The 21,929-nt window shown below is 72.7% G+C and carries 19 protein-coding genes and 1 pseudogene; 9 read left to right on the plus strand and 11 right to left on the minus strand.

Translation table 11 applies throughout. The features are described from left to right. Positions 1 to 22: 22 nt before the first annotated feature. The gene (locus AB0O36_RS25340) at positions 23 to 1,369 is read right to left on the minus strand and encodes a geranylgeranyl reductase family protein (RefSeq protein WP_365114471.1); all 1,347 of its coding nucleotides are present in this window, start codon (positions 1,367 to 1,369) and stop codon (positions 23 to 25) included. Positions 1,370 to 1,692: 323 nt separating this feature from the next. Here AB0O36_RS25340 and AB0O36_RS25345 point away from each other — a divergent pair, with 323 nt between their 5' ends. From AB0O36_RS25345 to AB0O36_RS25355, 3 genes are all read left to right on the plus strand, one after another. Then, positions 1,693 to 3,057: a dipeptidase gene (locus AB0O36_RS25345; RefSeq protein WP_365114329.1), complete on the plus strand. Its 1,365-nt coding sequence runs from the start codon at positions 1,693 to 1,695 to the stop codon at positions 3,055 to 3,057. A 112-nt stretch (positions 3,058 to 3,169) separates the two neighbouring features. Continuing rightward, on the plus strand, positions 3,170 to 3,865 hold the full coding sequence (locus tag AB0O36_RS25350) for an MBL fold metallo-hydrolase (RefSeq protein WP_365114331.1): 696 nt from the start codon (positions 3,170 to 3,172) through the stop codon (positions 3,863 to 3,865). Positions 3,866 to 4,049: 184 nt separating this feature from the next. Then, the gene (locus tag AB0O36_RS25355) at positions 4,050 to 4,688 is read left to right on the plus strand and encodes a flavin reductase family protein (protein ID WP_365114333.1); all 639 of its coding nucleotides are present in this window, start codon (positions 4,050 to 4,052) and stop codon (positions 4,686 to 4,688) included. A 128-nt stretch (positions 4,689 to 4,816) separates the two neighbouring features. Here the strand turns inward: AB0O36_RS25355 and AB0O36_RS25360 are convergent, their stop codons facing one another. Then, entirely contained in the window at positions 4,817 to 5,479 is a 663-nt protein-coding gene (locus tag AB0O36_RS25360) for a response regulator transcription factor (protein ID WP_365114335.1), read from the minus strand. Continuing rightward, complete coding sequence (locus AB0O36_RS25365; RefSeq protein WP_365114337.1) at positions 5,454 to 6,626, minus strand: histidine kinase; 1,173 nt, start codon at positions 6,624 to 6,626, stop codon at positions 5,454 to 5,456. Before AB0O36_RS25365 ends, AB0O36_RS25360 begins: the two co-directional genes overlap by 26 nt. Before the next feature lie 175 nt (positions 6,627 to 6,801). On the opposite strand from AB0O36_RS25365, the gene AB0O36_RS25370 reads away from it, so the two are divergent. From AB0O36_RS25370 to AB0O36_RS25380, 3 genes are all read left to right on the plus strand, one after another. Then, positions 6,802 to 9,075 (plus strand): MMPL family transporter, encoded by a 2,274-nt coding sequence (locus AB0O36_RS25370; RefSeq protein WP_365114339.1) that lies wholly within the window; start codon positions 6,802 to 6,804, stop codon positions 9,073 to 9,075. Between the two features lie 169 nt (positions 9,076 to 9,244). Then, positions 9,245 to 9,829, plus strand: coding sequence for a hypothetical protein (locus tag AB0O36_RS25375; protein WP_365114341.1), 585 nt, complete (start codon positions 9,245 to 9,247; stop codon positions 9,827 to 9,829). Positions 9,830 to 9,958: 129 nt separating this feature from the next. Further along, a complete protein-coding gene (locus AB0O36_RS25380) occupies positions 9,959 to 10,588 on the plus strand; it encodes an antibiotic biosynthesis monooxygenase (RefSeq protein ID WP_365114343.1) in 630 nt (209 codons plus the stop codon). A 50-nt stretch (positions 10,589 to 10,638) separates the two neighbouring features. Here the strand turns inward: AB0O36_RS25380 and AB0O36_RS25385 are convergent. Then, positions 10,639 to 10,869: pseudogene (locus AB0O36_RS25385) on the minus strand (IS982 family transposase); the annotation flags it as partial. A gap of 33 nt (positions 10,870 to 10,902) precedes the next feature. Then, entirely contained in the window at positions 10,903 to 11,868 is a 966-nt protein-coding gene (locus AB0O36_RS25390; protein ID WP_365114345.1) for an NUDIX hydrolase, read from the minus strand. A gap of 347 nt (positions 11,869 to 12,215) precedes the next feature. Here AB0O36_RS25390 and AB0O36_RS25395 point away from each other — a divergent pair, with 347 nt between their 5' ends. Next, on the plus strand, positions 12,216 to 13,202 hold the full coding sequence (locus AB0O36_RS25395) for a LacI family DNA-binding transcriptional regulator (protein WP_365114473.1): 987 nt from the start codon (positions 12,216 to 12,218) through the stop codon (positions 13,200 to 13,202). 12 nt (positions 13,203 to 13,214) lie between these two features. On the opposite strand, the gene AB0O36_RS25400 is transcribed toward AB0O36_RS25395, so the two are convergent. Next, complete coding sequence (locus tag AB0O36_RS25400; RefSeq protein WP_365114346.1) at positions 13,215 to 13,412, minus strand: hypothetical protein; 198 nt, start codon at positions 13,410 to 13,412, stop codon at positions 13,215 to 13,217. Between the two features lie 210 nt (positions 13,413 to 13,622). Here AB0O36_RS25400 and AB0O36_RS25405 point away from each other — a divergent pair, with 210 nt between their 5' ends. Then, the gene (locus AB0O36_RS25405) at positions 13,623 to 16,139 is read left to right on the plus strand and encodes a WD40 repeat domain-containing protein (RefSeq protein ID WP_365114348.1); all 2,517 of its coding nucleotides are present in this window, start codon (positions 13,623 to 13,625) and stop codon (positions 16,137 to 16,139) included. 123 nt (positions 16,140 to 16,262) lie between these two features. Here the strand turns inward: AB0O36_RS25405 and AB0O36_RS25410 are convergent, their stop codons facing one another. The 5 genes from AB0O36_RS25410 to AB0O36_RS25430 all read right to left on the minus strand — a co-directional run bounded on the left by AB0O36_RS25410 (position 16,263) and on the right by AB0O36_RS25430 (position 20,714). Next, complete coding sequence (locus tag AB0O36_RS25410; RefSeq protein WP_365114350.1) at positions 16,263 to 17,561, minus strand: aldolase; 1,299 nt, start codon at positions 17,559 to 17,561, stop codon at positions 16,263 to 16,265. A gap of 183 nt (positions 17,562 to 17,744) precedes the next feature. Further along, positions 17,745 to 18,707, minus strand: coding sequence for an electron transfer flavoprotein subunit alpha/FixB family protein (locus AB0O36_RS25415; RefSeq protein WP_365114351.1), 963 nt, complete (start codon positions 18,705 to 18,707; stop codon positions 17,745 to 17,747). 56 nt (positions 18,708 to 18,763) lie between these two features. Then, entirely contained in the window at positions 18,764 to 19,552 is a 789-nt protein-coding gene (locus AB0O36_RS25420) for an electron transfer flavoprotein subunit beta/FixA family protein (protein ID WP_365114353.1), read from the minus strand. Between the two features lie 190 nt (positions 19,553 to 19,742). Then, entirely contained in the window at positions 19,743 to 20,264 is a 522-nt protein-coding gene (locus AB0O36_RS25425) for a flavin reductase family protein (protein WP_365114355.1), read from the minus strand. Positions 20,265 to 20,414: 150 nt separating this feature from the next. Further along, complete coding sequence (locus AB0O36_RS25430; RefSeq protein ID WP_365114475.1) at positions 20,415 to 20,714, minus strand: thioredoxin family protein; 300 nt, start codon at positions 20,712 to 20,714, stop codon at positions 20,415 to 20,417. A 420-nt stretch (positions 20,715 to 21,134) separates the two neighbouring features. Here AB0O36_RS25430 and AB0O36_RS25435 point away from each other — a divergent pair, with 420 nt between their 5' ends. Beyond that, positions 21,135 to 21,863: a lysophospholipid acyltransferase family protein gene (locus tag AB0O36_RS25435; RefSeq protein ID WP_365114357.1), complete on the plus strand. Its 729-nt coding sequence runs from the start codon at positions 21,135 to 21,137 to the stop codon at positions 21,861 to 21,863. Positions 21,864 to 21,929 lie beyond the last annotated feature (66 nt).

Consider the following 21,929-nt stretch of genomic DNA (forward strand, 5'->3'; position numbering starts at 1 on the left):
ACCGCCACGGCCACCGCCGAGGTCAGCCCCGCCCGGAATCCCCACCCGAACCGGAAGCCGAACCGGAAGCCGACTCCGCACCCGAACCAGCACCAGCACCAGCACGGACATCCGCATCCGCGCCCGAGCCCGCACTCGCGGCCGCCCGCGCCTGCCGCCCGTCGAGCAGGTGCAGCGCCTTCCGCGCCAGCGGAGACGTACGCACCATGTCGCCCAGCGTGGTCGAGCCGCGGCAGATCCGAGCGAACGCCCGCCAGGCCGGCGGCAGGCCGGTGATCGCGGCGTGCAGCAGCCCCGGCCGGGCCTCGAACGCGGTCAGCATCCGGCGCCCCACCGCCATCTCCACACCCAGCCCGGCCTTGATCGCGAAGGCGTAGTTGAGCGCCTGGCGGCGCGCGTCCACCGCGTCCTGCGCCTCGGCGATCTTCACCGCCCACTCCCCCGCCAGCCGCCCCGAGCGCAGTGCGAAGGAGATGCCCTCCCGGGTCCACGGCTCCAGCAGCCCGGCCGCGTCGCCCGCGACCAGCACCCGGCCCCGCGACAGCGGCGAATCGGGCGTCCGGCAGCGGGTCAGGTGACCGGAGGAGACCGCCGGTTCGAATCCGGCCAGTCCGAGGCGGGCGATGAAGTCCTCCAGGTAGCGCTTGGTCGCGGCGCCTTCCCCGCGCGCCGAGATCACGCCCACCGTGAGGGTGTCGCCCTTGGGGAAGACCCAGCCGTAACTGCCCGGCAGCGGGCCCCAGTCGATGAGCACCCGGCCCTTCCAGTCCTCCGCGACCGTCGGCGGAACCGGGATCTCCGCCTCCAGCCCGAGGTCCACCTGCTCCATCTCCACGCCCACGTGCGCACCGATCCGGCTCGCACTGCCGTCCGCGCCGACCACCGCCCGCGCCAGCACGGTCTCGCCGTCGGCGAGGACCACCGCCACCGTGCGCCGGTCGGGGACCGCGGGGCCGTGCTGCTCGACCCGGGCGACCGCCGTGCCCATGCGCACCTCGGCGCCGGCCTTCTCTGCGGCGGCCACCAGCCCGGCGTCGAACTCGGGCCGGTTGATCAGCCCGAAGAGCATGTGCCGGGAGCGGCGCGTCCGGGTCAGCCGTCCGTTCAGCGAGAAGGTGACGGCGTGCACCCGGTCCTGGAGGGGCAGCACGAAGCCCGGCGGCAGGGAGTCACGGGACGGCCCGATGATGCCGCCGCCACAGGTCTTGTAGCGGGGGAGCTCCGCCTTCTCCAGCAGCAGGACCCGACGGCCCGCCGCCGCGGCCGTGTACGCCGCCGAGGCACCGGCCGGCCCGGCGCCGACCACCACGACGTCCCAGACCTCGGCCTCCCCGCTCTCCCCGCTCTCCCCCTCCTCGGATTCCCCCACGCTCTCCTCCACGGCCGCCTCCGCGCCCTCCGGCGCCGCCGCGTCCGCCTCCCCGGACGCCCGGCCGGACGCCCCCTCGGGCACGGAGTCCCCCGCCGGCCCGGGCAGTCCGTCCCCCGCCCCGTCCGCCGCCTGCCGCCGTGCCTCGTCGCGTACGTCGTCGCTGCTCACGATGTGTTGCTGCTCCTGATCACCCGGTTGCTTCGATGCCGGGAAATCCTACGGCGATCTACGGCCCCGCCCCGCTGTGCGAGGATCGATGACGCGTCCGCCGTACCCGGCCCACGTCATTGCACAACGTCGCACCCAACAGGAGCGTGCCCATGTCGCCCCACCCGATCGCCGAGACCGTCGCATCGCTGATGCCCCGTGCCCGGGCGGAGCTGACCGAGCTGGTGGCGTTCCAGTCGGTCGCGGACTGGGCCCAGTTCCCCCGGAGCGAGAGCGAGGCGGCGGCGAACTGGGTGGCGGACGCGCTGCGCGCCGAGGGCTTCACCGACGTCGCCCTGCTCGACACCCCGGACGGCACGCAGTCCGTCTACGGCTTCCTGCCCGGCCCGGCCGGAGCGCCGACCGTACTGCTCTACGCGCACTACGACGTCCAGCCGCCGCTCGACGAAGCCGCCTGGGTCTCCCCGCCGTTCGAGCTGACCGAGCGGGACGGCCGCTGGTACGGGCGCGGCGCCGCGGACTGCAAGGGCGGCTTCATCATGCACCTGCTGGCGCTGCGTGCGCTCAAGGCCAACGGCGGCGTCCCCGTCGGCGTGAAGGTGATCGTCGAGGGCTCGGAGGAGCAGGGCACCGGCGGCCTCCAGCAGTACGCCGAGGCGCACCCGGAGCTGCTGGCCGCCGACACCATCGTCATCGGCGACGCGGGCAACTTCCGGCTCGGCCTGCCCACCGTGACCGCCACCCTGCGGGGCATGTGCATGCTCAAGGTGAAGGTGGACACGCTCGGCGGGAACCTGCACTCGGGCATGTTCGGCGGTGCCGCCCCGGACGCCCTCGCCGCGCTGATCCGGGTGCTGGACTCGCTGCGCGCCGCGGACGGTTCCACCACCGTGGACGGGCTGGCCGCGGACGCCGTGTGGGAGGGCCTACAGTACCCGGAGGCCGACTTCCGCGCGGACGCCAGGGTGCTGGACGGCGTCGAGCTGATCGGCGACGGCACGGTCGCGGACCGGCTGTGGGCGCGGCCCGCGGTCACCGTCCTCGGCATCGACTGCCCGCCGGTGGTCGGCGCCACCCCGTCGGTGCACGCGAGCGCGGCCGCGCTGATCAGCCTGCGGGTGCCGCCGGGCACGGACACCGCCGAGGCCATCAAGCTGCTGGAGGCGCACCTGGTGGCGCACACGCCGTGGAAGGCGCGCCTGGAGGTCGAGCTCGTCGGCCAGGGCCAGCCGTTCCAGGCGGACACCTCCAGCCCGGCGTACGCGTCGATGCGGGCCGCGCTGGAAGCCGCGTACCCCGGCCAGGAGATGCAGATCAGCGGCATGGGCGGCTCGATCCCGCTGTGCAACACGCTGACCTCGCTCTACCCGGAGACGGAGATGCTGCTGATCGGGCTGAGCGAGCCGGAGGCGCAGATCCACGCGGTGAACGAGAGCGTGTCGCCGGAGGAACTGGAGCGGCTCTCCGTGGCCGAGGCGCTGTTCCTGCTCGACTACGCGGAATCCAAGCGCGCCTGACATCCGCACGCACGGCCCGCACTCCGGTGCGGGCCGTGCGCTCTCGGCGTAGGAAATCTGCTCCCGGCGTACTCGCCGCCCGAAGCCCCGGTTCCGGCCGTACGTTCGCGGCATGGATCTTGTCGAGGTGCTTCCGGACCGACTCCACATGCTGCGCTTCCCGATCGGCCAGGCCTACCTCTGGCGGGACGGGGAGTCCCTGACCCTGATCGACGCCGGCAACGCCGAATCGGCGCCGGAGATCGAGGGGGCGATCCGTTCCCTGGGCCTGCGCCCCGAACGCCTCGACCGGATCGTCCTGACCCACTGCCACCGGGACCACGTCGGGGCGGCGGGGGAACTGGCCGCGCGCTGGGGCGCGCAGGTGCTGGCGCACCGCCTGGACGCCCCGGTGATCCGGGGCGAGGCCCCGGTCCCCGAGCCCGTCCTGCTGGACTGGGAAGTCCCGCTGCACGAGCACGGCCTCACGGTCCCCGAGGCGCCGCCGACCCGGGTGGACCGGGAACTGGAGGGCGGCGAGGAGCTGCCCTTCGGCGGCGGCGCCCGCATCGTCCACGCACCCGGGCACACGCCGGGCAGCATCGGCATCCATCTCCCGGACCACGGCGTCCTGTTCACGGGCGACTGCGTCGCGGGCGTTCAGCAGGTGATGCCGGGCGTCTTCAACGTCGACCGCGCCCAGGCGATCGCCTCCCTCGGCAAGCTCGCGGCCCTGTCCCCGTCGATCGCCTGCCTCGGCCATGGCGACCCCGTCGCCCATGACACGGCGTCCCTCCTCCGGTCCGCCCTGACCACCACCCCGGCCTGACCCGCCGCAGCTCCGACCCGAGCGGGGCCCGGCCCCCTTCTGTCATCGGGTGATTGCTCCACCCGTCCGACAACGCGAGGTCGTATTTCCGCCAGCGCTGGTGTGTCGCTCACGAGAGAGTCGGCAACGGTTCGTGCTCCTGATCGCGGACGGACCGTCCGGCACTCCTCGAAAGGCACAGCACATGCATGTCGTCCCCGGTCTCAAGGTCCTGTATTTCGGAACTCCGGTGGTGCTGATCAGCTCACTCAACGAGGACGGCACGGCGAACCTCGCGCCGATGTCGTCAGCGTGGTGGCTGGGTCAGTCCTGCATGCTCGGTCTCGGCAACAATGCCCAGACCACCGCGAACCTGCTGCGGGAGGGTGAGTGCGTCCTCAATCTGCCTTCGTCGGCGATGGTCGATGCCGTTGACCGGATCGCGCTGACCACCGGGAAGCCGGCCATGCCGGACTACAAGGAGAAGCAGGGCTACCGGTATGAGCCGGACAAGTTCTCGACCGCGCGGCTGACGGAGCAGGCATCGGATCTGGTCCGGGCCCCCAGGGTTGCGGAATGCCCGGTCCAGCTGGAATGCAGGGTCGTCTCGGCCCATCCTTTCGGCGGTCCCGAGTCGCATGCCACCGCCTTCGAGGTCGAGGTTCTTCGCGCCCACGTCGAGGAGGATCTGGTCATCCCGGGGACGCACCACGTGGACCCGCTCGGCTGGGACCCCCTGATCATGAAGTTCTGCGAGTTCTTCGGCGGGGGCCGCAACGTTCACCCGTCGAGACTCGCCGAGGGCTGGAGCATGCCGCACCAGCTCCGGTCGGCGACCGCCTGAACAGGCGTCCGGCGCCCTCGCCCGTCTCCCCTGACCATTCGTGCGGGATGCCTGGTGAGGTCTTTGATCCAGATCATCGAGGCGTGCAGGTGGAGACTGGCGAGGCAGCTGTGGGGCGTCTTGTCGGATCAGGGTCCGGGGAGGATACGGCGCGTTTCGTAGGCCCACATCGCGATCTCGACCCGGTTGCGGGCGCCGAGTTTGGCCATCAGGCTGGCCAGATGCGTCTTCACCGTGCTGAGGCTGATGTGCAGTGCATCGGCGATCTCGGTGTTGGTCAGTCCGCGGGCGACGGCGAGGAGCACCTGCTCCTCGCGGGCGGTGACGGGGGAGATCGGCTGGGCCACGGGCCGGCCGGCGGGCAGGTCCGCGAATGCCTGGAGCAGACGGACGGTGACGCTGGGCGCGATGAGCGCCTCACCGTCGGACGCCGACCGTACGGCCTGGGCCAGAAGGTCCGGGCCCGTGTCCTTGAGGAGGAATCCGCGGGCGCCGGCACGCAGTGAGCCGTAGACGTACTCGTCGAGGTCGAACGTGGTGATGACGACCACGGCCAGCGGGTCGGCGACGCCCGGGCCGGCGACCAGCCGGGTGGCCTCGAGCCCGTCGAGTACGGGCATGCGGATGTCGAACAGGCAGACGTCGGGGCGCAGTTCGCGGGCCAGGCGTACCGCTTCCCGCCCGTCGGCGGCCTCGCCGACCACCTCGATGCCGGGCTGGGCGTTCAGTATGATCCGCAACCCGGTGCGGATGATCGTCTGGTCGTCAGCGACGAGGACGCGAATGGGCACCGCTCTCCTTCCTCGCTCTCGGCAGTTCGGCTTCGACATGCCAGCCCCGGTCGGTACCCGGGCCGGCTCGTAGTGTGCCGCCGAGCAGGGTCGCGCGCTCGCGCAGTCCGGTAAGTCCGTATCCGTCGCGACCCCGGCCGGTGCGCCGGCCGTCGTCGCGCACGCTCACCCGTACCGTGTGCCGTTCCGAGGCGACCCGGACGACGAGCTCGGTCGCGTCGACCGCATGCCGCAGCGCGTTGGTCACCGACTCCTGCACGATCCGGTAGACGGCCGCGTCCACGGCCGGGGGCAGCGCGTCCAGTTCGCCGTCGAGCCCCAGGTCGACCCTGAGGCGACCACCCGGGGTGCGCACCAGGCGCTCCAGATCCGCGACTCCGGCAGGGGGCGCCAGCTCGGCGCCGACCCCGCGGTCGCGCAGCGCGGCGACCATGGCGCGCATTTCCTCCAGCGTGCGCGCCCCTTCCTCCTCGACCGCCTCCAGCGCCTCGACGGCGGCGGACGGGTCGGTGCCCGCGAGCACCCGGCCCGCCTGGGCGATGATCACCATGGCCGACACGTGGTGGGCCACCGTGTCGTGCAGTTCCCGGGCGAGCTGCTCGCGCTCGCGGGAGCGCACCTGGTCCAAGTGCCGGTCGCGAGCGGTCACCCGGAACCGCACGGCAGCCCCGACCACGCCGGGCAGCAGCAGGAAGACGTAGCCCACGGCATTTTCGACGACCGGGGTCTCGTCCGTGACGGAACACAGCGCGCCGGTCGCGAGGATCACCGCGCCGCCCAGCACGATCTCGCGTCCAGATCCCCACCGGGGCAGCGCGTACACCAGCACGAGCATGACCGCGCCGGTGTACAGGCCGACGGGCTCGCGCGGTGCGGCGACGAGCGAGGCCGCCTGAAGCAGGATCACCGAGCCGAACGCCAGCGTCACCATCGCCAGCGGGCGGGTCCGGCGCCACAGGGGCAGCAGGCACAGCCATACGGCGAACACCACCGCCACCGGCCGCCACACGACGTCCTCGCGCAGGGTGGCCTCCAGCGCCACACCGGCAAGGCCCGCGGCGAGCAGCGCCCAGTCCCGCCGCACCCGGGCGGGCGCGTCGGGCGGCCGGGGTTCGGTCCACAGGGTTCGCAGGTCGTCTCGGAGCACGGTTCTCAGCCTAGGGACCGCGGCGTGCCGCGCATCGGCCGAAAGGACGGGGACTCACTCCGACTTGGGGCCGACGGATCCGCGGCCCGCGGGCCGATGCCGCGGAGCGCCGTGGCGACGAGCCTCGGCATCGGCGGCCGTACAAGGACGGCCGACGAGGTGGTTGGAGGACCCGATGCTCTCGAAAGCCCTGTTGCGCCTGGGCGCAAGCGCCGCCCGCCGTCCCTGGCGGGTGATCGCGGCATGGCTGATCGCCGCCACGTTCGCCGTGCTCGCCGCGGTCGCCTTCGGCGGGCGGACCGCGGACGCGATGACCGCTCCGGGACTGGACTCCCGACGGGCCGCGGAACTGATCGAGCGGGCCGGCACCGGCCAGGAGGGGATGACCGCCCAGGTGGTCGTCACCCCCCTCGACGACGGTGCGACGTTCTTCGACCACGACGGCGCGCGCACCGCTCTCACCCGGCTGCAGACCGAGGTGAAGCGGCTGCCGGACGTGCTCGGCACGAGCGACCCGGCGGGGGCACTCGACGCGGGCGGGGACACCGCCGTGCGCGGCGGCCTCGTTTCGGCCGACGGGCGGATCGCGGTCGTCCGGGTGCAGTACCCCGACCAGAGCCGGCTGTCGGCCGAAGACCTCGACGCCCTCGTCGAACTCGGCGACCGGCTGCGCGCCGAACTGCCCCTGCGCATCGAGATGGGCGGGAACCTCTTCTACGCCTTCTCCGACCCCGACGGCGGCGCGAGCGAGCTGATCGGCCTCCTCGCCGCGGCCGCGATCCTGTTCCTGGCGTTCGGTTCGCTCGTCGCCGCCGCGCTGCCGATCGGCATGGCGGTCTTCGGACTGACCGTCGGGGTCGCCACGATGACGGTACTGGCGGGGGTGACAGAGGTCCCCACCTTCGCACCGGTCCTGGGCAGCATGGTCGGGCTCGGAGTGGGCATCGACTACGCGCTGTTCGTGCTCGCCAGGCACCGGGAGTACCTCGCGTGCGGGCTCGATCCGCAGGCGGCGGCCGGTCGAGCGGTGGCCACGGCGGGGCGGCCGGTGGTCTTCGCCGGCGGCACCGTCGTCGTGTCGATCCTCGGCATGGCGGTCGCGAACGTGCCGTTCATGACGGTGGGCGGGCTCGCCGTCTCGATCGTCGTCCTGACCATGGTGCTCGCATCGGTGACGCTGCTGCCGGCCTTCCTCGGCGCGGCCGGCCCGCGCCTGGGCCGGGCCGGCCGGATCGGCCGGGCTCTTACGGCGGGACGGCTCGGCCGATTCGGCCGGCGGCGGGACACGGAGGCGGGCGCCGTCCCCGCCGCCGGGTGGCGGCGCTGGATCGGGCACGTCAGCCGGCACCCGCTGCCGTACGCGGTCGGCGCCGCGGCGCTGCTGCTGACGGCGACACTGCCGGTGCTCGGCCTGCGCGTCGGCCTGCCCGACGACGGCTCACTGCCCCACAGCCGTACCGAGCGCCGGGCCTACGACCTCGTCGCCGAGGGATTCGGCCCGGGCACCAACGGTCCCCTCGTCATCGCCGCGGACCCCGCCGGTGATCCGGGCGTGCTGGACCGTCTCGTCGGGGCGGTCGCGGCGGATCCGGGCATCGCGTCCGTCGCGCCGACGCACGTCGACCGGGACACCGGCATCGCGACCCTCGTGGTGTTCCCGACCAGCAGCCCTCAGGACAAGGCCACGGCCGACACCATCGCCCGGCTGCGCACGGACGTGCTGCCCACGGCGATCGGGCACGGCCCGGCCAGGGCCCACGTCGGCGGTGCCGCCGCGAGCCTGTCCGACGTGGGCCGACGCACCAGCCAACGCCTGCCGGTGTTCGTCGCCGCCGTGCTGGCGATGTCGTTCCTGCTGCTGATGCCGGTCTTCCGCTCGATACTCGTACCGCTCAAGGCCGTACTGCTGAACCTGCTGAGCATCGGCGCGGCCTACGGCATCATGGTCGCGGTCTTCCAGTGGGGCTGGGGAGGCGCACTCATCGGGCTGGAAACGACGGTTCCGATCGTGTCGTTCATCCCGATGTTCCTCTTCGCCATCCTGTTCGGCCTGTCGATGGACTACGAGGTGTTCCTCCTCTCCCGCGTACGCGAGGAGTACCTGCGCACCGGCGACAACGGCACGGCGATCGTCGAGGGCGTCTCGGGCACCGCCCGGATCATCACCTCGGCCGCCCTCATCATGGTGGCGGTCTTCCTGTCCTTCGCCGTCGCCGAGGACCCCTCCGCCAAGATGTTCGGGCTCGGCCTGGCCACCGCGATCTTCGTCGACGCCACGGTCGTCCGCATGGTGCTGGTACCGGCGACCATGACACTCCTCGGCCGGACCAACTGGTGGCTGCCGAAGTGGCTGGACCGGATGCTTCCCCACGGCCCGGTCGGCACCGACGACACCGACGACACCGACGCGGAATCCACGGGTGGGACCCCGCGTCCACGGCTGGTTTGACCGTTGACTCAACTCCTGCCCGCCCTTGGCGTCCGGCACCTCAGCGCGTCACCCAGGGGCATATCGAGTCGTGATCACCGGGTGGTCCTGCACTGTGCGGGAGGACTCGCCGTGGTCCCTCGGGGCTGCTCTGGCGCTGTCGCCGTACTTGCTGATCAAAGTCTCGTGGGTGGTCGGCTCTCTCGTGGGGGTGCTGCCGATCGGCGATGGGTTCGGCTTGGCGGAGTGGGTCGTGCTCAACACCGTCACGGTCGGGATGGCGGTCGGGCGCGTCGGCGACGGGCCGCGTTCGGTGCCGCCTTGGGCGGCCGTCGTCGGTGCCGTGGTCGGTCTGGTCTGGCTGTACTGGGCGGCCGGAGGCACCCTGGGGATCGCCCACCCGGCCCGGCGGAACACCGACTGGTACGTGCTGGCCGCTGTGTGGGGGTTCTGGGCACTCTCCGGATCCGCCGGCATCTGGACGGTCGCCCGGGCGCGTCCTGCCGGGTTGCCGCGCTGGCTCCCGCTGACATTCGGGTGGGTCGGAACAGGCTCACTGTTCGCATGGAGCGCCTGGAAGCTGCCCCTCATGCTGTACGTGGCGCCGGCGGATCCGGCCGATGTCACGCCGCCGGAGAACCTCACCGTCGCGGTGGTGCTGCACCTGTGCGCCGTGGTGGCAGGCGCGGCGATGATGCGGATACCGGTCCGCTCCCGCATCCACGCCGCCGAGTCCCATGCCCTGCGCGAGGTTGCCACTCGGTCCGAGGGCTGACTGCCTCGGACGGGCCAAGGATGCGTCGCCGAGGACGCAGATGGGGCCTGGACATGGTTGCGTTACTCGTCGGATAGCGTGACCGGATCATCTTGACCTGAAGTGTGGTTGAGGTTTCATGATGGTGCGGTGACTGACAACGGAATCACTTTGATCGACGCGTGGGAACTGCCCGAGGACCGGATCGACGAGTCCATCGCACACTGGCGGGAGCGCGTCGGGACCATCCACGCCGCCCCCGGTTTCCGGGATGCGCGGCTGCACCGCAGACTGTTCCCGGAGTCCCGGCTCGGCCTGGTCAACGTGGCGCACTGGGACAGCATCGAAGCCCGGGACGAGGCCTTGGCGAATCCCGGCTTCACCGCGTCGGCCGCGACCGCGGCCGGCTATGCCACCGTGCACGGCGGCTGGTACGAGGTGGCGGCCGAGTTTTGCGCAGGGGGAGGCGGTTCAGGCGAAGGGCCAGGAATCGCCTTCGTCAATGCCTTCGAGCTGCCCGCCGAGCGGATCGACGAGTTCCTGCCGCACTGGCTCGGCCGCGCGGAGCTGATGAGCAAGGCGTCCGGCTTCCGGGACAACCGGCTGCACCGTGCGGTGGACCCGGGCACTCGCTTCCAGCTGGTCGGCATCGCACACTGGGACAGCCCCGACGCATGGCGCGCAGCAGACAACGACCCCCGCTTCCGACAGCGCCTGTCCACCTCCCCTGACTTCGCCACCGCCGACCCCGCACTCTTCCGGGTTGTCGTCGAGTTCTGAGCGTGGGTCGTACTCCCCCGAGCCGTTCGCCCCGGTGGTCGGATCCGCCATGCCAGGTCGGAACGTTTGACGGTCTCGCGTGAACGGCCACATTCCACCGGCATGGAGTCCACTGTCCACATGTCGTCGATCCACACCGAGGTATCGGTGGCCGGCAGCCGGGTGACGCGCCGAAGCAGTCCGGCGGCCTTGCGCAGCCGCTTGTCGCAGCCGGGCTGCTTGAGCAGGTACGGGAAGAGATGTCGCAGGTGGGAAGGGGCGTGGCGGAGCCGCCCGGCCTCAGAAATTGATCTTCTTGGACATCCCCGCCCGCGTCAGCCAATCGGTATGCCCGCCTCCAAATTCACCACCGTCCCCCCCTCGCGCGCCCGCAACGCCCACCGCAACCGCTCGAAGCGAAGCGGCGGCAGCAGCGACGCCGCCTCCTCCTCCGTCACGAACCGCCACTCCCGCAGCTCCGGCCCCGGCAACCGCAACGCCGCCACCGCCTCCGCCGGCAGCCTCCCGCCGTCGAAGAGGAACCGCAGCCCGCCGTACCCCGGCGGCACCGGCGGCTCCCAGTCCACCAGCAGCAGCCCCGGCAACCCGCCCAGCTCGACCCCCAGTTCCTCCGCGACCTCCCGCACCCCGGCCCGCGCCGGGGCTTCGCCCCGCTCGACGACGCCGCCCGGGAACTCCCAGCCCGGCTTGTACGTCGGGTCGACGAGCAGCACCCGGTCCTGCTCGTCGAAGAGCAGCACCCCGGCCGCCACCGTCTCCGCCTTCGGCTCCGGCGTCTGTACGATCTCGCACGCGCGGGCGGCGTCGGTCCGTACCGCCTCGGCGATGCGCTCGGCGGTCTGCCGTGCCGACAGCTCCGCGTTGTCGATCACGTACGCGTCGGCCACGGCCCACTCCGGCACCCCGGTCCGCCGGACCACCCCACCCCGCAGGATCGTTTCATCAGGTGCGAGCAGCACGTGCCGCACCTGGATCCGCCGTGCCGCGAGCCCGCCGAAGATCTCGTCGCGGTGTTCCTGCCGCAGCAGCGCCATCGGGACGACCAGCACCCCGCCGAGTTCCGCGAGCAGCGCCGCCGCGGCGTCCACGACCAGGCGCCGCCAGACGGGCAGGTCCTGCGGGTCGGCCGCCTCGTCGAGCCGCTTGCGCGGCAGCAGCGCACGGACCGTGTCCGCGATCGTCTCGGGGTCGTACAGGGTGCCGTCCGGGAGGAGCGCGGTCAGCTCGCGGGCCGTGCCGGTCTTCCCGGCGCCAGGGACTCCGTTGATCCAGACAATCACGATTACCCCTCTTCCGATGCACGCCACGGCCTTCGGACGCACGCCCCAGAGGGCTTGCCCGGAACACCCGGGCGCGGAAACCCACTGGCCGGTAACACCCCGGCACGGGAGGCCGTCCACCCGGAACACCCCCACCGGCAAACCCGATTGTCATCCGACTGCTTATCCTCGACCTCGGAGCGCCGTCCCGCTCCGCACCAACCGCTCCGCACCAACCGCCCCACCCCGCCCTGCCCTCACCGCCCCGCCCTGCCCTCACGCCCCGCTCCGCCCGCCCGTCCGGAGGTCCCGCCACCGTGCCCGAGTCCCGCCGCCCGTCCGATCCCCGCTACGGCAACCGGCCGACCATGAAGGACGTGGCGTCCCGTGCCGGGGTGGGCCTGAAGACCGTGTCCCGGGTGGTGAACGGCGAGCCCGGCGTCACCACGGAGACCGAGCGCCGCGTCCAGGAGGCCATCGAGGCGCTCGGGTTCCGCCGCAACGACAGCGCCCGCGTCCTCCGCAAGGGGCGCACGGCCACCGTCGGCCTGGTCCTGGAGGACCTGGCGGACCCCTTCTACGGGCCGCTGAACCGCGCCGTGGAGGAGGTCGCGCGGGCGCACGGCGCGCTGCTCGTCAACGGCTCCAGCGCGGAGGACCCCGACCGGGAACGGGAGCTGGCCCTCGCCCTGTGCGCACGCCGGGTGGACGGCCTGATCGTCATCCCGGCCGGCGACGACCACCGGTACCTGGAGCCGGAGATGCGGGCCGGCGTGGCGACGGTCTTCGTGGACCGCCCGGCCGGCCGGATCGACGCGGACGTGGTGCTCTCGGACAGCTTCGGCGGCGCCCGCCAGGGGGTCGCCCACCTGATCGCCCGCGGTCACCGCCGCATCGGGTTCATCGGCGACCACGCCCGTATCCACACCGCCACCGAACGCCTCCGCGGCTACCGGGCCGCGATGTCCGACGCCGGCCTGCCGGTGGACGGGTCCTGGGTCTCCCTGGGGTCCACGGCGCCGGAGCGGGTCACGGCCGCGGCGACGGCGATGCTGGCCGGACCGGCCCCGGTGACCGCCCTGTTCTCGGGGAACAACCGGGTCACCGTGACCGTGGTCCGGGTGCTGGCCGCCCTCACCCGCCCGGTCGCCCTGGTCGGCTTCGACGACTTCGAACTCGCCGACCTGCTGCGGCCGGGCGTCACCGTGGTCGCACAGGACGCGGCGGCGCTGGGCCGGGTGGCCACCGAGCGGCTCTTCGCCCGCCTGGACGGCGACCGGCCGGCGCCCGAGCGCATCGAGCTGCCCACCCGGCTGGTTCCCCGCGGCTCCGGCGAACTCCCGCCCGCGCCCTGAACCGGCCCGGCGTCACCGGATCAGCCCCCGCAGGACGGGCACCGAGACGCCGGAGGCGGTCAGCCCGGCGAGCACCGACAGGGCGACGCCGGTGCCGCCGAGGAAGGTCAGGCCGCCGGCCACGCCGCCCACGAGCACGGCGCAGATCAGCACGACGGCGGTGTGCAGGGACAGGAACGGCTCGTCACGGTGCTGCGGTGTTGTCGTCATGCTCCGATTCCACCCCGCCCGACGCCGCCGCCCGGCACCGCGGGAACGAACCTGACCGGACCGGATCACCGCCGAACTCCCCTTCTGCCCGGCCCCGTTCGGCCCCGGCCCGCCGTCGGCTGCGCCGGACACCACCGAACACCCCGGCCGTTCGGCGATGTCCGGGAATCTCCGGCGGCGTTCGGCCCACAGCCCCTACGCTGCTCGGTCATGGGAGCGAGCGGCACGTTCGACGAGGAACTCGAAGGGCTGGCCGAGGGACTGCGCACGCTGAGGCGCGAGCGCGGCAACCCCTCGTACCGCGAACTGGAGTCCCGGGCCCGGAAGTCCGGGTCCGGCATCCGGCTCCCGGTGGCCACCCAGAGCGACGTGTTCCGCGGCAAACGGCTGCCCGGCTTCGACCTGTTGATGGGCCTGGTCCGCATCCTGTACTCCTACGACGAGTACGGCCAGGAGACGTCCGTCCCGGGCCACCAGGACCCCCGCCTCGCGGAATGGCGGAAGCGCTGGTCGGCCCTGTCGGCCCTGTCGGCCCTCGGCTCCGCGACGGAGCCACCCGCCGGACGGAAACCACCCGCGGCATTCCCCCTCAAAGGCGGGGCCTACACCGGAACGGAAACCGGGAGGAAAGCCGGGGAGCGCGCCGGGGGAAGGACCCGGGCGAGGACCGAGGAGCGGCCCGGGACCGAGGAACCGAAGACCCACCGGTACCTCCCGGCCCGGCGGCTGCCGCCCGAGGCCACCGGAGTGTGCGGGATGGACTTCTCCGCCGATGGACGGCTGCTCCTCACGGCAGGGGAGGACGGCAGGGTGCGGTTCTGGGACCCGTGGGGCGCCCTGCCCGTCGGCGTGGTGGGCGACGGACCGCCCGAACGGCTTCTCGCAGCACTCTCGCACGACGGAACGCTGCTGGCGACCAGCGGAGGCCAGGACGGTCTGCGCCTGTGGAACCTGAGTGCGGGCATCCCCCGGAAATCGGTCCGGCTGCACACCGATCAAACAGGGCAGGGCGTGGGAATCTCGCCGGACGGCCGCACCCTGTGCCTGCTCGACGCGGACGATCGGGCGCAGCTGTGGGACGTGGACACCCGGCAACCACTCGGACCGCCCCTGCCCCGGCACCTCGGCGACATGGCCGGGCTCAGCTGGCTGGACGACGGACGGCTGCTCGCGACGGTGGCCAACGGCGGCACCGCCTGGCTCTGGGACCTCGTGGGCGGCACGGCTGTCGGCGGGCCGCTCACCGGGCATACCGGCGACGTCATCATGGGCCATCTCAGCCCTGATGACCGGTTGTTGTTCACCGGAGCGGACGACGGGTCGGTGCGGTTGTGGGAGGTGGCCACCGGGACGGCGTTCGGGCCGCCGATCACCACGCGCGATCCCGAGCTGGCCGCGGTCGTGTTCTCGCCCGACGGCCGGATGCTGGCCACGGCCGGGCCGCTCCACGGGGTCAGGCTCTGGGATTCGGCCACCGGTTCCGCGGTCGGGCCGGCCCTGGCCGGGCCCGGCTCGTCCCCGACCGTCCTGGCCTTCTCCCCGGACGGAAACGTCCTCGCCGTCGCGGACGGGCGCCGGACCGTGGAGCTCCACGAACGGACGGCCGTGCCCGCCCCACCCGATCGGCTCACCGAACCGGCACACCGCGCGCTCACGGGTGCGCTGAGCCGCGGCAACATCCTGGCGCTCCCCTCACTGACCTGGTCGGCCGGCCGGTCGGCGGCGCCGGACGGCCCGGCCCCGGACTCCGCCCGCTCCTCCGCGACGGAGCCCCGGCCGGGCCCGGGGCTCCTGGCGTTCTCGGCGGACGGCCGCCGGCTCGTGGCCGAGTACGGCGAACGGACTCTGGTCGCCTGGGATGCCGAGGGCCGGCCGCTGCCCGAGGAGGCGGTGGACCCGGGGGACTCCGGTGTCGGAGCACTCCCCGTGCTCCGGGGCCGGGACGGGCTTCCGGGGCTCTGGCATCCGGAGGACCCCGGGGGTCTCCTCCCGGCGGGCAGTGCCGCTCTCAGCGTACGGGCGGCGTTCTCGGCGGACGGCAGCGTCTCCGCGGTGATCACGGCGGACGGAGCCGTGCGGATCACACGGCACGACCCGTCCGCGAGCGTCCGTGACGGCAACGGCAACGGCAACGGCAACGGCAACGGCAACAGGAAAACGGACCTTCTGGTCGACTTCGCCGGCCCAGCCCGCTGCCTGGCCCTTTCTGCGGACGGGCGGTTGCTGGCGGTGGGTGTCGAGGGCCGCGTGCACCTCGAACTCCCCTTCGACGAGTCCACTCCCGGAGCGTTCCCCGGAGGTACGGACGAGGGGGACGCCGAAGTGACAGCACTCGCCCTCGGCCCCGGGGGTCACCTGCTGGCCGTCGGCGATGCCGACGGCGGACTGCGGCTGTGGCATACACGGGGATTCCAGCCGGGGCCACGGGTGCGGGCCCACATCGCCGGCATCCGCGATCTCGCCTTCTCACCGGACGGCCGGTTCCTGGCCTCGGCATCGGCGAAGGCGGCGCTCCGGCTGTCCAGGACGGCCGACGGGGAGGAGCTGTGGCTCCCGGAGTGGCAGCCGGAGCGCCGGACCGGCGCCCATCCGCCCTACCTGCCGGGCGGCCCGCTCCCCACCCTCGGTTACCGGGGCGTGGCCTTCTCCCCGGACGGCAGCCTGCTGGCCGCGAGCACCGACTCCGGTTCCGTGCGGCTGTGGCTGCTGCCGCTGGAGGGGCCGTAGGGGTTCCGGCCCGGTGAACGCCGCTGCCCGGCGCACGGGAATCGTGCGCCGGGCAGCGGGCGGGACGGGGCCGGACCCGACACGGGCGGCAGTGCCGCCGGCGTCAGGCCGTGGCCGCCGGCGTCAGGACGTGGCCGTCAGGGTCGCCGAGCGGCGCGGGATCGCGAACGCGTCGAGCTCGGCGCGGCTCAGGCCGGTGAGGCCGGTGACCTCGTCGGCGCCGACGGCGCCGCAGTCCAGGCCGCGGACCAGGTAGCCGGCCAGGGCCTTGGCGGTGGCGGGCTCGTCCATCACGTCGCCCTCGATCTTGGCGACGTACGCCTTCAGGCGGGCCGCGGCGGCCTCCAGGCCCTCGCGGTAGAAGGTGAACACCGCGGCGTAGCGGGTCGGGAGGTGGCCCGGGTGCATGTCCCAGCCCTGGTAGTAGGCGCGGGCCAGGGCACGGCGGGTCAGCCCGTAGTGCAGCTTCCAGGCCTCGTGGACCTTCTCCGTGGTGCCGATGGGCAGCACGTTGGTCGAGCCGTCGGAGACGCGGACGCCGGTGCCGGCGGCGGCCACCTGCATGATCGCCTTGGCGTGGTCGGCGGCCGGGTGGTCGCTGGCCTGGTAGGCGGCGGAGACGCCGACGCAGGCGCTGTAGTCGAAGGTGCCGTAGTGCAGGCCGGTGGCGCGGCCCTTGGCGGCGTCGATCATGCGGGCCACGGTCGCGGTGCCGTCCGAGGCCAGGATGGACTGGCTGGTCTCGATCTGGATCTCGAAGCCGAGGCGGCCCGGGCGCAGACCGCGGGTGGACTCGAAGGCCTCCAGCAGCTCGACGAAGGCGGAGACCTGCTCGGCGTAGGTCACCTTCGGGAGGGTGAGGACCAGGTTGTCGGGCAGGCCGCCGTGGGCGAGCAGGCCGGACAGGAAGATGTCGGTGGTGCGGATGCCGCGGTCCCGGACGTTGGACTCCATGCACTTCATCCGGATGCCCATGTACGGGGCGTTGGTGCCGTTGGAGTACGCCTCGGAGACGAGCCGGGCGGCGCGGGCGGCTGCCTGGTCCTCTTCCTCGTCGGACCGGACGCCGAAGCCGTCCTCGAAGTCGATGCGCAGGTCCTCGATCGGCTCGGAGGCGAGCTTGGCGCGGACGCGCTCGTAGACGGTGCCGGCGAGCTCGTCGTTGATGCCGAGGACCTTGCCGAAGGTGGCGGCGTCCGGGGCGTGCTCGTCGAGCGCGGCCAGTGCCTGGTCGCCCCAGGTGCGGATGGTGTCCGCGGCGAAGACGTCACCGGGGACGTACACCGTGTGGATCGGCTGGCGCGTGCCGGGGTCGCCCGGGTAGCGGCGCGCGAGTTCCGCGTCCACCGGTGCGAGGGAGGCGCTGATGCCCTCGCTGACCGCACCTGCGAGGCTCGTCGCCACCTTCTCCTGCTGACCCATCCTGCACACTCCTATTTTCCGCTTCACGGAAGCATTGATCCGCATAGCAGAATTTAGTCAGGTCGTTCCGCTCAGTCAATGGTGCATGCAAACGGCCCGGGGCCGCGTGGTGAGCATCACCACGCGGCCCCGGGACCGAATGTCTGCGCAGGTCAGGATGACCTGGGCGGCGGATCGGGCGGATCAGCCCTTGCGCGCCTTGATCTCGTCCGTCAGCTGCGGGACGACCTGGAAGAGGTCGCCGACCACTCCGTAGTCGACCAGGTCGAAGATCGGGGCCTCGGCGTCCTTGTTGATGGCCACGATGGTCTTCGAGGTCTGCATGCCGGCCCGGTGCTGGATCGCACCAGAGATGCCGGAGGCGATGTACAGCTGCGGGGAGACCGACTTGCCGGTCTGGCCGACCTGGTTGGAGTGCGGGTACCAGCCGGCGTCGACGGCGGCGCGGGAGGCGCCGACGGCCGCGCCGAGCGAGTCGGCGAGGGCCTCGATGATGCCGAAGTTCTCGGCGCCGTTGACGCCGCGGCCGCCGGAGACCACGATCGCGGCCTCGGTCAGCTCGGGGCGGCCGGTCGACTCGCGCGGGGTGCGCGCGGTGACCTTGGTGCCGGTGGCGAGGGCGCCGAAGGTGACGGCCAGGGCCTCGACGGCGCCGGCGGCCGGGGCGGCCTCCACCGGGGCCGAGTTCGGCTTGACGGTGATGACCGGGGTGCCCTTGGAGACACGGGACTTGGTGGTGAAGGACGCGGCGAACGCGGACTGGGTCGCGACCGGACCCTCGTCACCCGCCTCCAGGTCGACGGCGTCGGTGATGATGCCGGAGCCGATGCGGACGGCCAGGCGGGCGGCGATCTCCTTGCCCTCCGCGGAGGACGGGACCAGCACGGCGGCCGGGGAGACCGCGTCGTACGCCGCCTGCAGCGCGTCCACCTTCGGGACGACCAGGTAGTCGGCGAACTCGGGGGCGTCGGCGGTGAGGACCTTGACCGCGCCGTGCTCGGCGAGGGTGGCGGCGGTGGCCTCGGCGCCGGCGCCCAGGGCGACGGCCACGGGCTCGCCGATGCGGCGGGCGAGCGTCAGGAGCTCGAGGGTGGGCTTGCGGACGGCGCCGTCCACGTGGTCGACGTAGACGAGAACTTCAGCCATGGGACTGCTCTCCTGCTGTTACGAAAGGGTGAGGGGCGGTTGGGGTGACCGAAGTCCTAGATGAACTTCTGGCCGGCCAGGAACTCGGCCAGCTGCTTGCCGCCCTCGCCCTCGTCCTTGACGATCGTTCCGGCGGTACGGGCCGGACGCTCGGCGGCGGAGTCGACCGCGGTCCAGGCACCCTCCAGGCCGACCTCCTCGGCGTCGATGTCGAGGTCGGAGAGGTCCCAGGACTCCACCGGCTTCTTCTTGGCCGCCATGATGCCCTTGAAGGACGGGTAACGGGCCTCGCCGGACTGGTCGGTCACGGACACGACCGCCGGGAGGGAGGCCTCCAGCTGCTCGCTGGCGGAGTCGCCGTCGCGGCGGCCGGTGACGGTGCCGTCCTCGACCTTGACCTCGGAGAGCAGGGTGACCTGCGGGACGCCCAGGCGCTCGGCCAGGATCGCCGGGAGCACGCCCATGGTGCCGTCGGTCGAGGCCATGCCGGTGATGACCAGGTCGTACCCGGCCTTCTCGACGGCCTTGGCCAGCACCAGGGAGGTGCCCATGACGTCGGTGCCGTGCAGGTCGTCGTCCTCGACGTGGACGGCCTTGTCGGCGCCCATCGACAGCGCCTTGCGCAGCGCGTCCTTGGCGTCCTCGGGACCGACCGTCAGGACGGTGATCTCCACGTCGTCGTCCGAGTTCTCGGAGATCTGCAGCGCCTGCTCGACGGCGTACTCGTCGAGCTCCGACAGCAGGCCGTCGACGTCGTCCCGGTCCACGGTCAGGTCATCGGCGAAGTGCCGGTCGCCGGTGGCGTCGGGCACGTACTTCACACAGACAACGATCCTCAAGCTCACGCCGGCTCTCCTACTGCATCGTCTTTTCTGGTGCTGCCTTGTAGCTGGCAGCATAGGCGCCTTCTCGGCCGCCTCCCGGTCGGGGCGGCCCGCGCTCCGATCGAAATGTTACTCGTCAGTACAGCGTGCGTTTCGCCAGGTTGCAAGGCCGGTGGACTGTGACCTTGCCAACGGGGCCGACCGGGACGATTCAGTCCCGCAGCGCGTTGAAGCGGCCCCCGTGGTACAGCAGGGGACGCCCCTGTCCGCGGCCTTCCCCGAGCGGGTCCCCCGCAATCACTTCCGCGATGACGACCCGGTGCTCCCCCGCCGGGACCCGGGCCACCACCCGGCACACCAGCCAGGCCAGCACCCCGTCCAGCAGCGGCACCCCGTGGGGGCCGTGGCGCCAGGCCGTGGACGGGCCGAACCGGTCGGCGCCGCTGCGCGCGAACAGCCCGGCCACCTCCCGCTGGTGCTCGCCGAGTATGTGCACGCCCACGTGGTCCGAAGCGGCCAGTGCGGGCCAGCTGGAGGAGCCGGTGCCCACGGAGAAGGAGAGCAGCGGCGGTTCGGCGGAGACCGAATTGAGGGAGGTCGCGGTGAAACCGGCCGGACGGCCGCCGTGGGCCGCGGTGATCACCGCCACACCGGCGGCGTGCTGCCGGAAGACCGAGCGGAGCAGCTCGGGTGAGCCCTGCTGGGTCTCTGCTGGTGCGGGCGGGGCCGTCATCGACAATTCCTTCTGTTCGTACCACGTGCGGTCAGCCTGTCGATCACCGGCGCGCGGCGTCAAGCGCAGGCCCGCAGATGTCAGCCGCGTCACTGGCGGCCCCCGGGCGCGCGCTCCCGGGTTCGAGCCCCGGAGCCGCGGCCTCTGCGGTCAGACGGCGGCACCGAGGGCGGCGATCACATCGGCCTTGCGGGGCAGGCCGACGGCCCGCCGGACGATCCGGCCGGAGGCGTCCAGGACCAGCACGGTCGGGGTCCGGTCGACGCCCAGCAGCCGGGTCAGTCCGAGGCGTTCCTCGGCGTCGATCTCGATGTGCACCACGCCCTCGACCATGGCGGCGACCTCGGCGAGGATCCGCCGGGTGGCCACGCAGGGCCGGCAGAAGGCGCTGGAGAACTGCACCAGGGTGGCCCGCTCCCCCGGCTCGGCACCGAGTTCCGCGGCCCCGATCCCCGGCTCCGGCGCGGGCCCGTCCGGCCGCCCGCCCGGGGGCCCCTCCGGCCGCTCGTCCCGCTGCGGCTGCTGCGCCTGCTGCGCGCCCACGTACGCTCCCGTCCCTGCCGCCAGTGTGCTCGTACGCCGATCCGAGCGCCGAGGGGGTGCGCCGCATTCCCCGCGGGCTTCACGGCGTGACGAGAATCTCCCCTGCCGGGTCCCCCCGGGGTGGTCTGCGGGGGCCGTTTGGGAGACGATCCACGGGGCCGCGTAACCTACGTCGGCGTAACTTGTGTACCCGAAGCACTGCGGACGTGCCCTCGGAGCACAGGGAAGCACCCGCGTACGCCCCACGGGTACGCGGCACCCCCTCACAGCACCTACAGCCGGGAGCACCTCCCACCTCCCCAGGCAGAAAGCGGGATGTCCCCCACGATGGCTGACCTCGTCTACCCCCCGGTGATCGGCGCCGCCCACACCCTCTTCAAGGCGCTCGACATCCGGATCGACATGAAGGGCACCGAGAACATCCCCCGCAAGGGCGGCGCCGTTCTGGTCTCCAACCACATCGGGTACCTCGACTTCATCTTCGCCGGGCTCACCGCCCGGCCGTCGAAGCGGCTGGTCCGGTTCATGGCGAAGGAGTCGGTGTTCCGTCACAAGGTGTCGGGTCCGCTGATGCGCGCGATGAAGCACATCCCGGTGGACCGGGCGCAGGGTGAGTCGGCCTACCAGCAGGCGCTCGCCGCGCTGCGCGCCGGTGAGATCATCGGGGTCTTCCCCGAGGCGACGATCTCCCAGTCGTTCACCCTGAAGAGCTTCAAGTCGGGTGCGGTGCGCATGGCGCAGGAGGCGGGCGTCCCGGTGATCCCGGTGGCGCTGTGGGGCACCCAGCGGCTGTGGACCAAGGGCCGCCCCAAGGACCTCAAGCGCAGCCACATCCCGGTGACCCTGCGGGTCGGCGAGCCGATGGAGGCCCCGGCGGACCAGTTCGCGGGCGCCCTCACCCGCAAGCTGCGCGGGCGGGTCGACGAGCTGCTGGAGGCGGCGCAGCGCGCCTATCCGGGCCGCCCGAAGGGCGACGAGGACTCGTGGTGGCTGCCGGCCCACATGGGCGGTACGGCGCCGACGCCCCAGCAGGTCAAGGAGGCGGGCGGGGTCTGACCCGCCCGGGTGGGACGCCGGGACCGCACGCCCGCCGGGGCAGGCGGTCCCGTACGACGTCACGGG

Source organism: Streptomyces sp. NPDC089799 (assembly GCF_040684755.1).
In the GTDB taxonomy this organism is placed as follows: Bacteria; Actinomycetota; Actinomycetes; order Streptomycetales; family Streptomycetaceae; genus Streptomyces.

Bases quoted from the DNA above. Each gene is read 5' to 3' on its own strand.
- AB0O36_RS25415 (WP_365114351.1), bottom strand. From the start codon at position 18,707: ATGGCTGAAGTTCTCGTCTACGTCGACCACGTGGACGGCGCCGTCCGC.
- AB0O36_RS25350 (WP_365114331.1), top strand. From the start codon at position 3,170: ATGGATCTTGTCGAGGTGCTTCCGGACCGACTCCACATGCTGCGCTTC.
- AB0O36_RS25435 (WP_365114357.1), top strand. From the start codon at position 21,135: ATGGCTGACCTCGTCTACCCCCCGGTGATCGGCGCCGCCCACACCCTC.
- AB0O36_RS25355 (WP_365114333.1), top strand. From the start codon at position 4,050: ATGCATGTCGTCCCCGGTCTCAAGGTCCTGTATTTCGGAACTCCGGTG.
- AB0O36_RS25345 (WP_365114329.1), top strand. From the start codon at position 1,693: ATGTCGCCCCACCCGATCGCCGAGACCGTCGCATCGCTGATGCCCCGT.
- AB0O36_RS25400 (WP_365114346.1), bottom strand. From the start codon at position 13,412: ATGACGACAACACCGCAGCACCGTGACGAGCCGTTCCTGTCCCTGCAC.
- AB0O36_RS25395 (WP_365114473.1), top strand. From the start codon at position 12,216: ATGAAGGACGTGGCGTCCCGTGCCGGGGTGGGCCTGAAGACCGTGTCC.
- AB0O36_RS25370 (WP_365114339.1), top strand. From the start codon at position 6,802: ATGCTCTCGAAAGCCCTGTTGCGCCTGGGCGCAAGCGCCGCCCGCCGT.
- AB0O36_RS25410 (WP_365114350.1), bottom strand. From the start codon at position 17,561: ATGGGTCAGCAGGAGAAGGTGGCGACGAGCCTCGCAGGTGCGGTCAGC.
- AB0O36_RS25405 (WP_365114348.1), top strand. From the start codon at position 13,623: ATGGGAGCGAGCGGCACGTTCGACGAGGAACTCGAAGGGCTGGCCGAG.
- AB0O36_RS25425 (WP_365114355.1), bottom strand. From the start codon at position 20,264: ATGACGGCCCCGCCCGCACCAGCAGAGACCCAGCAGGGCTCACCCGAG.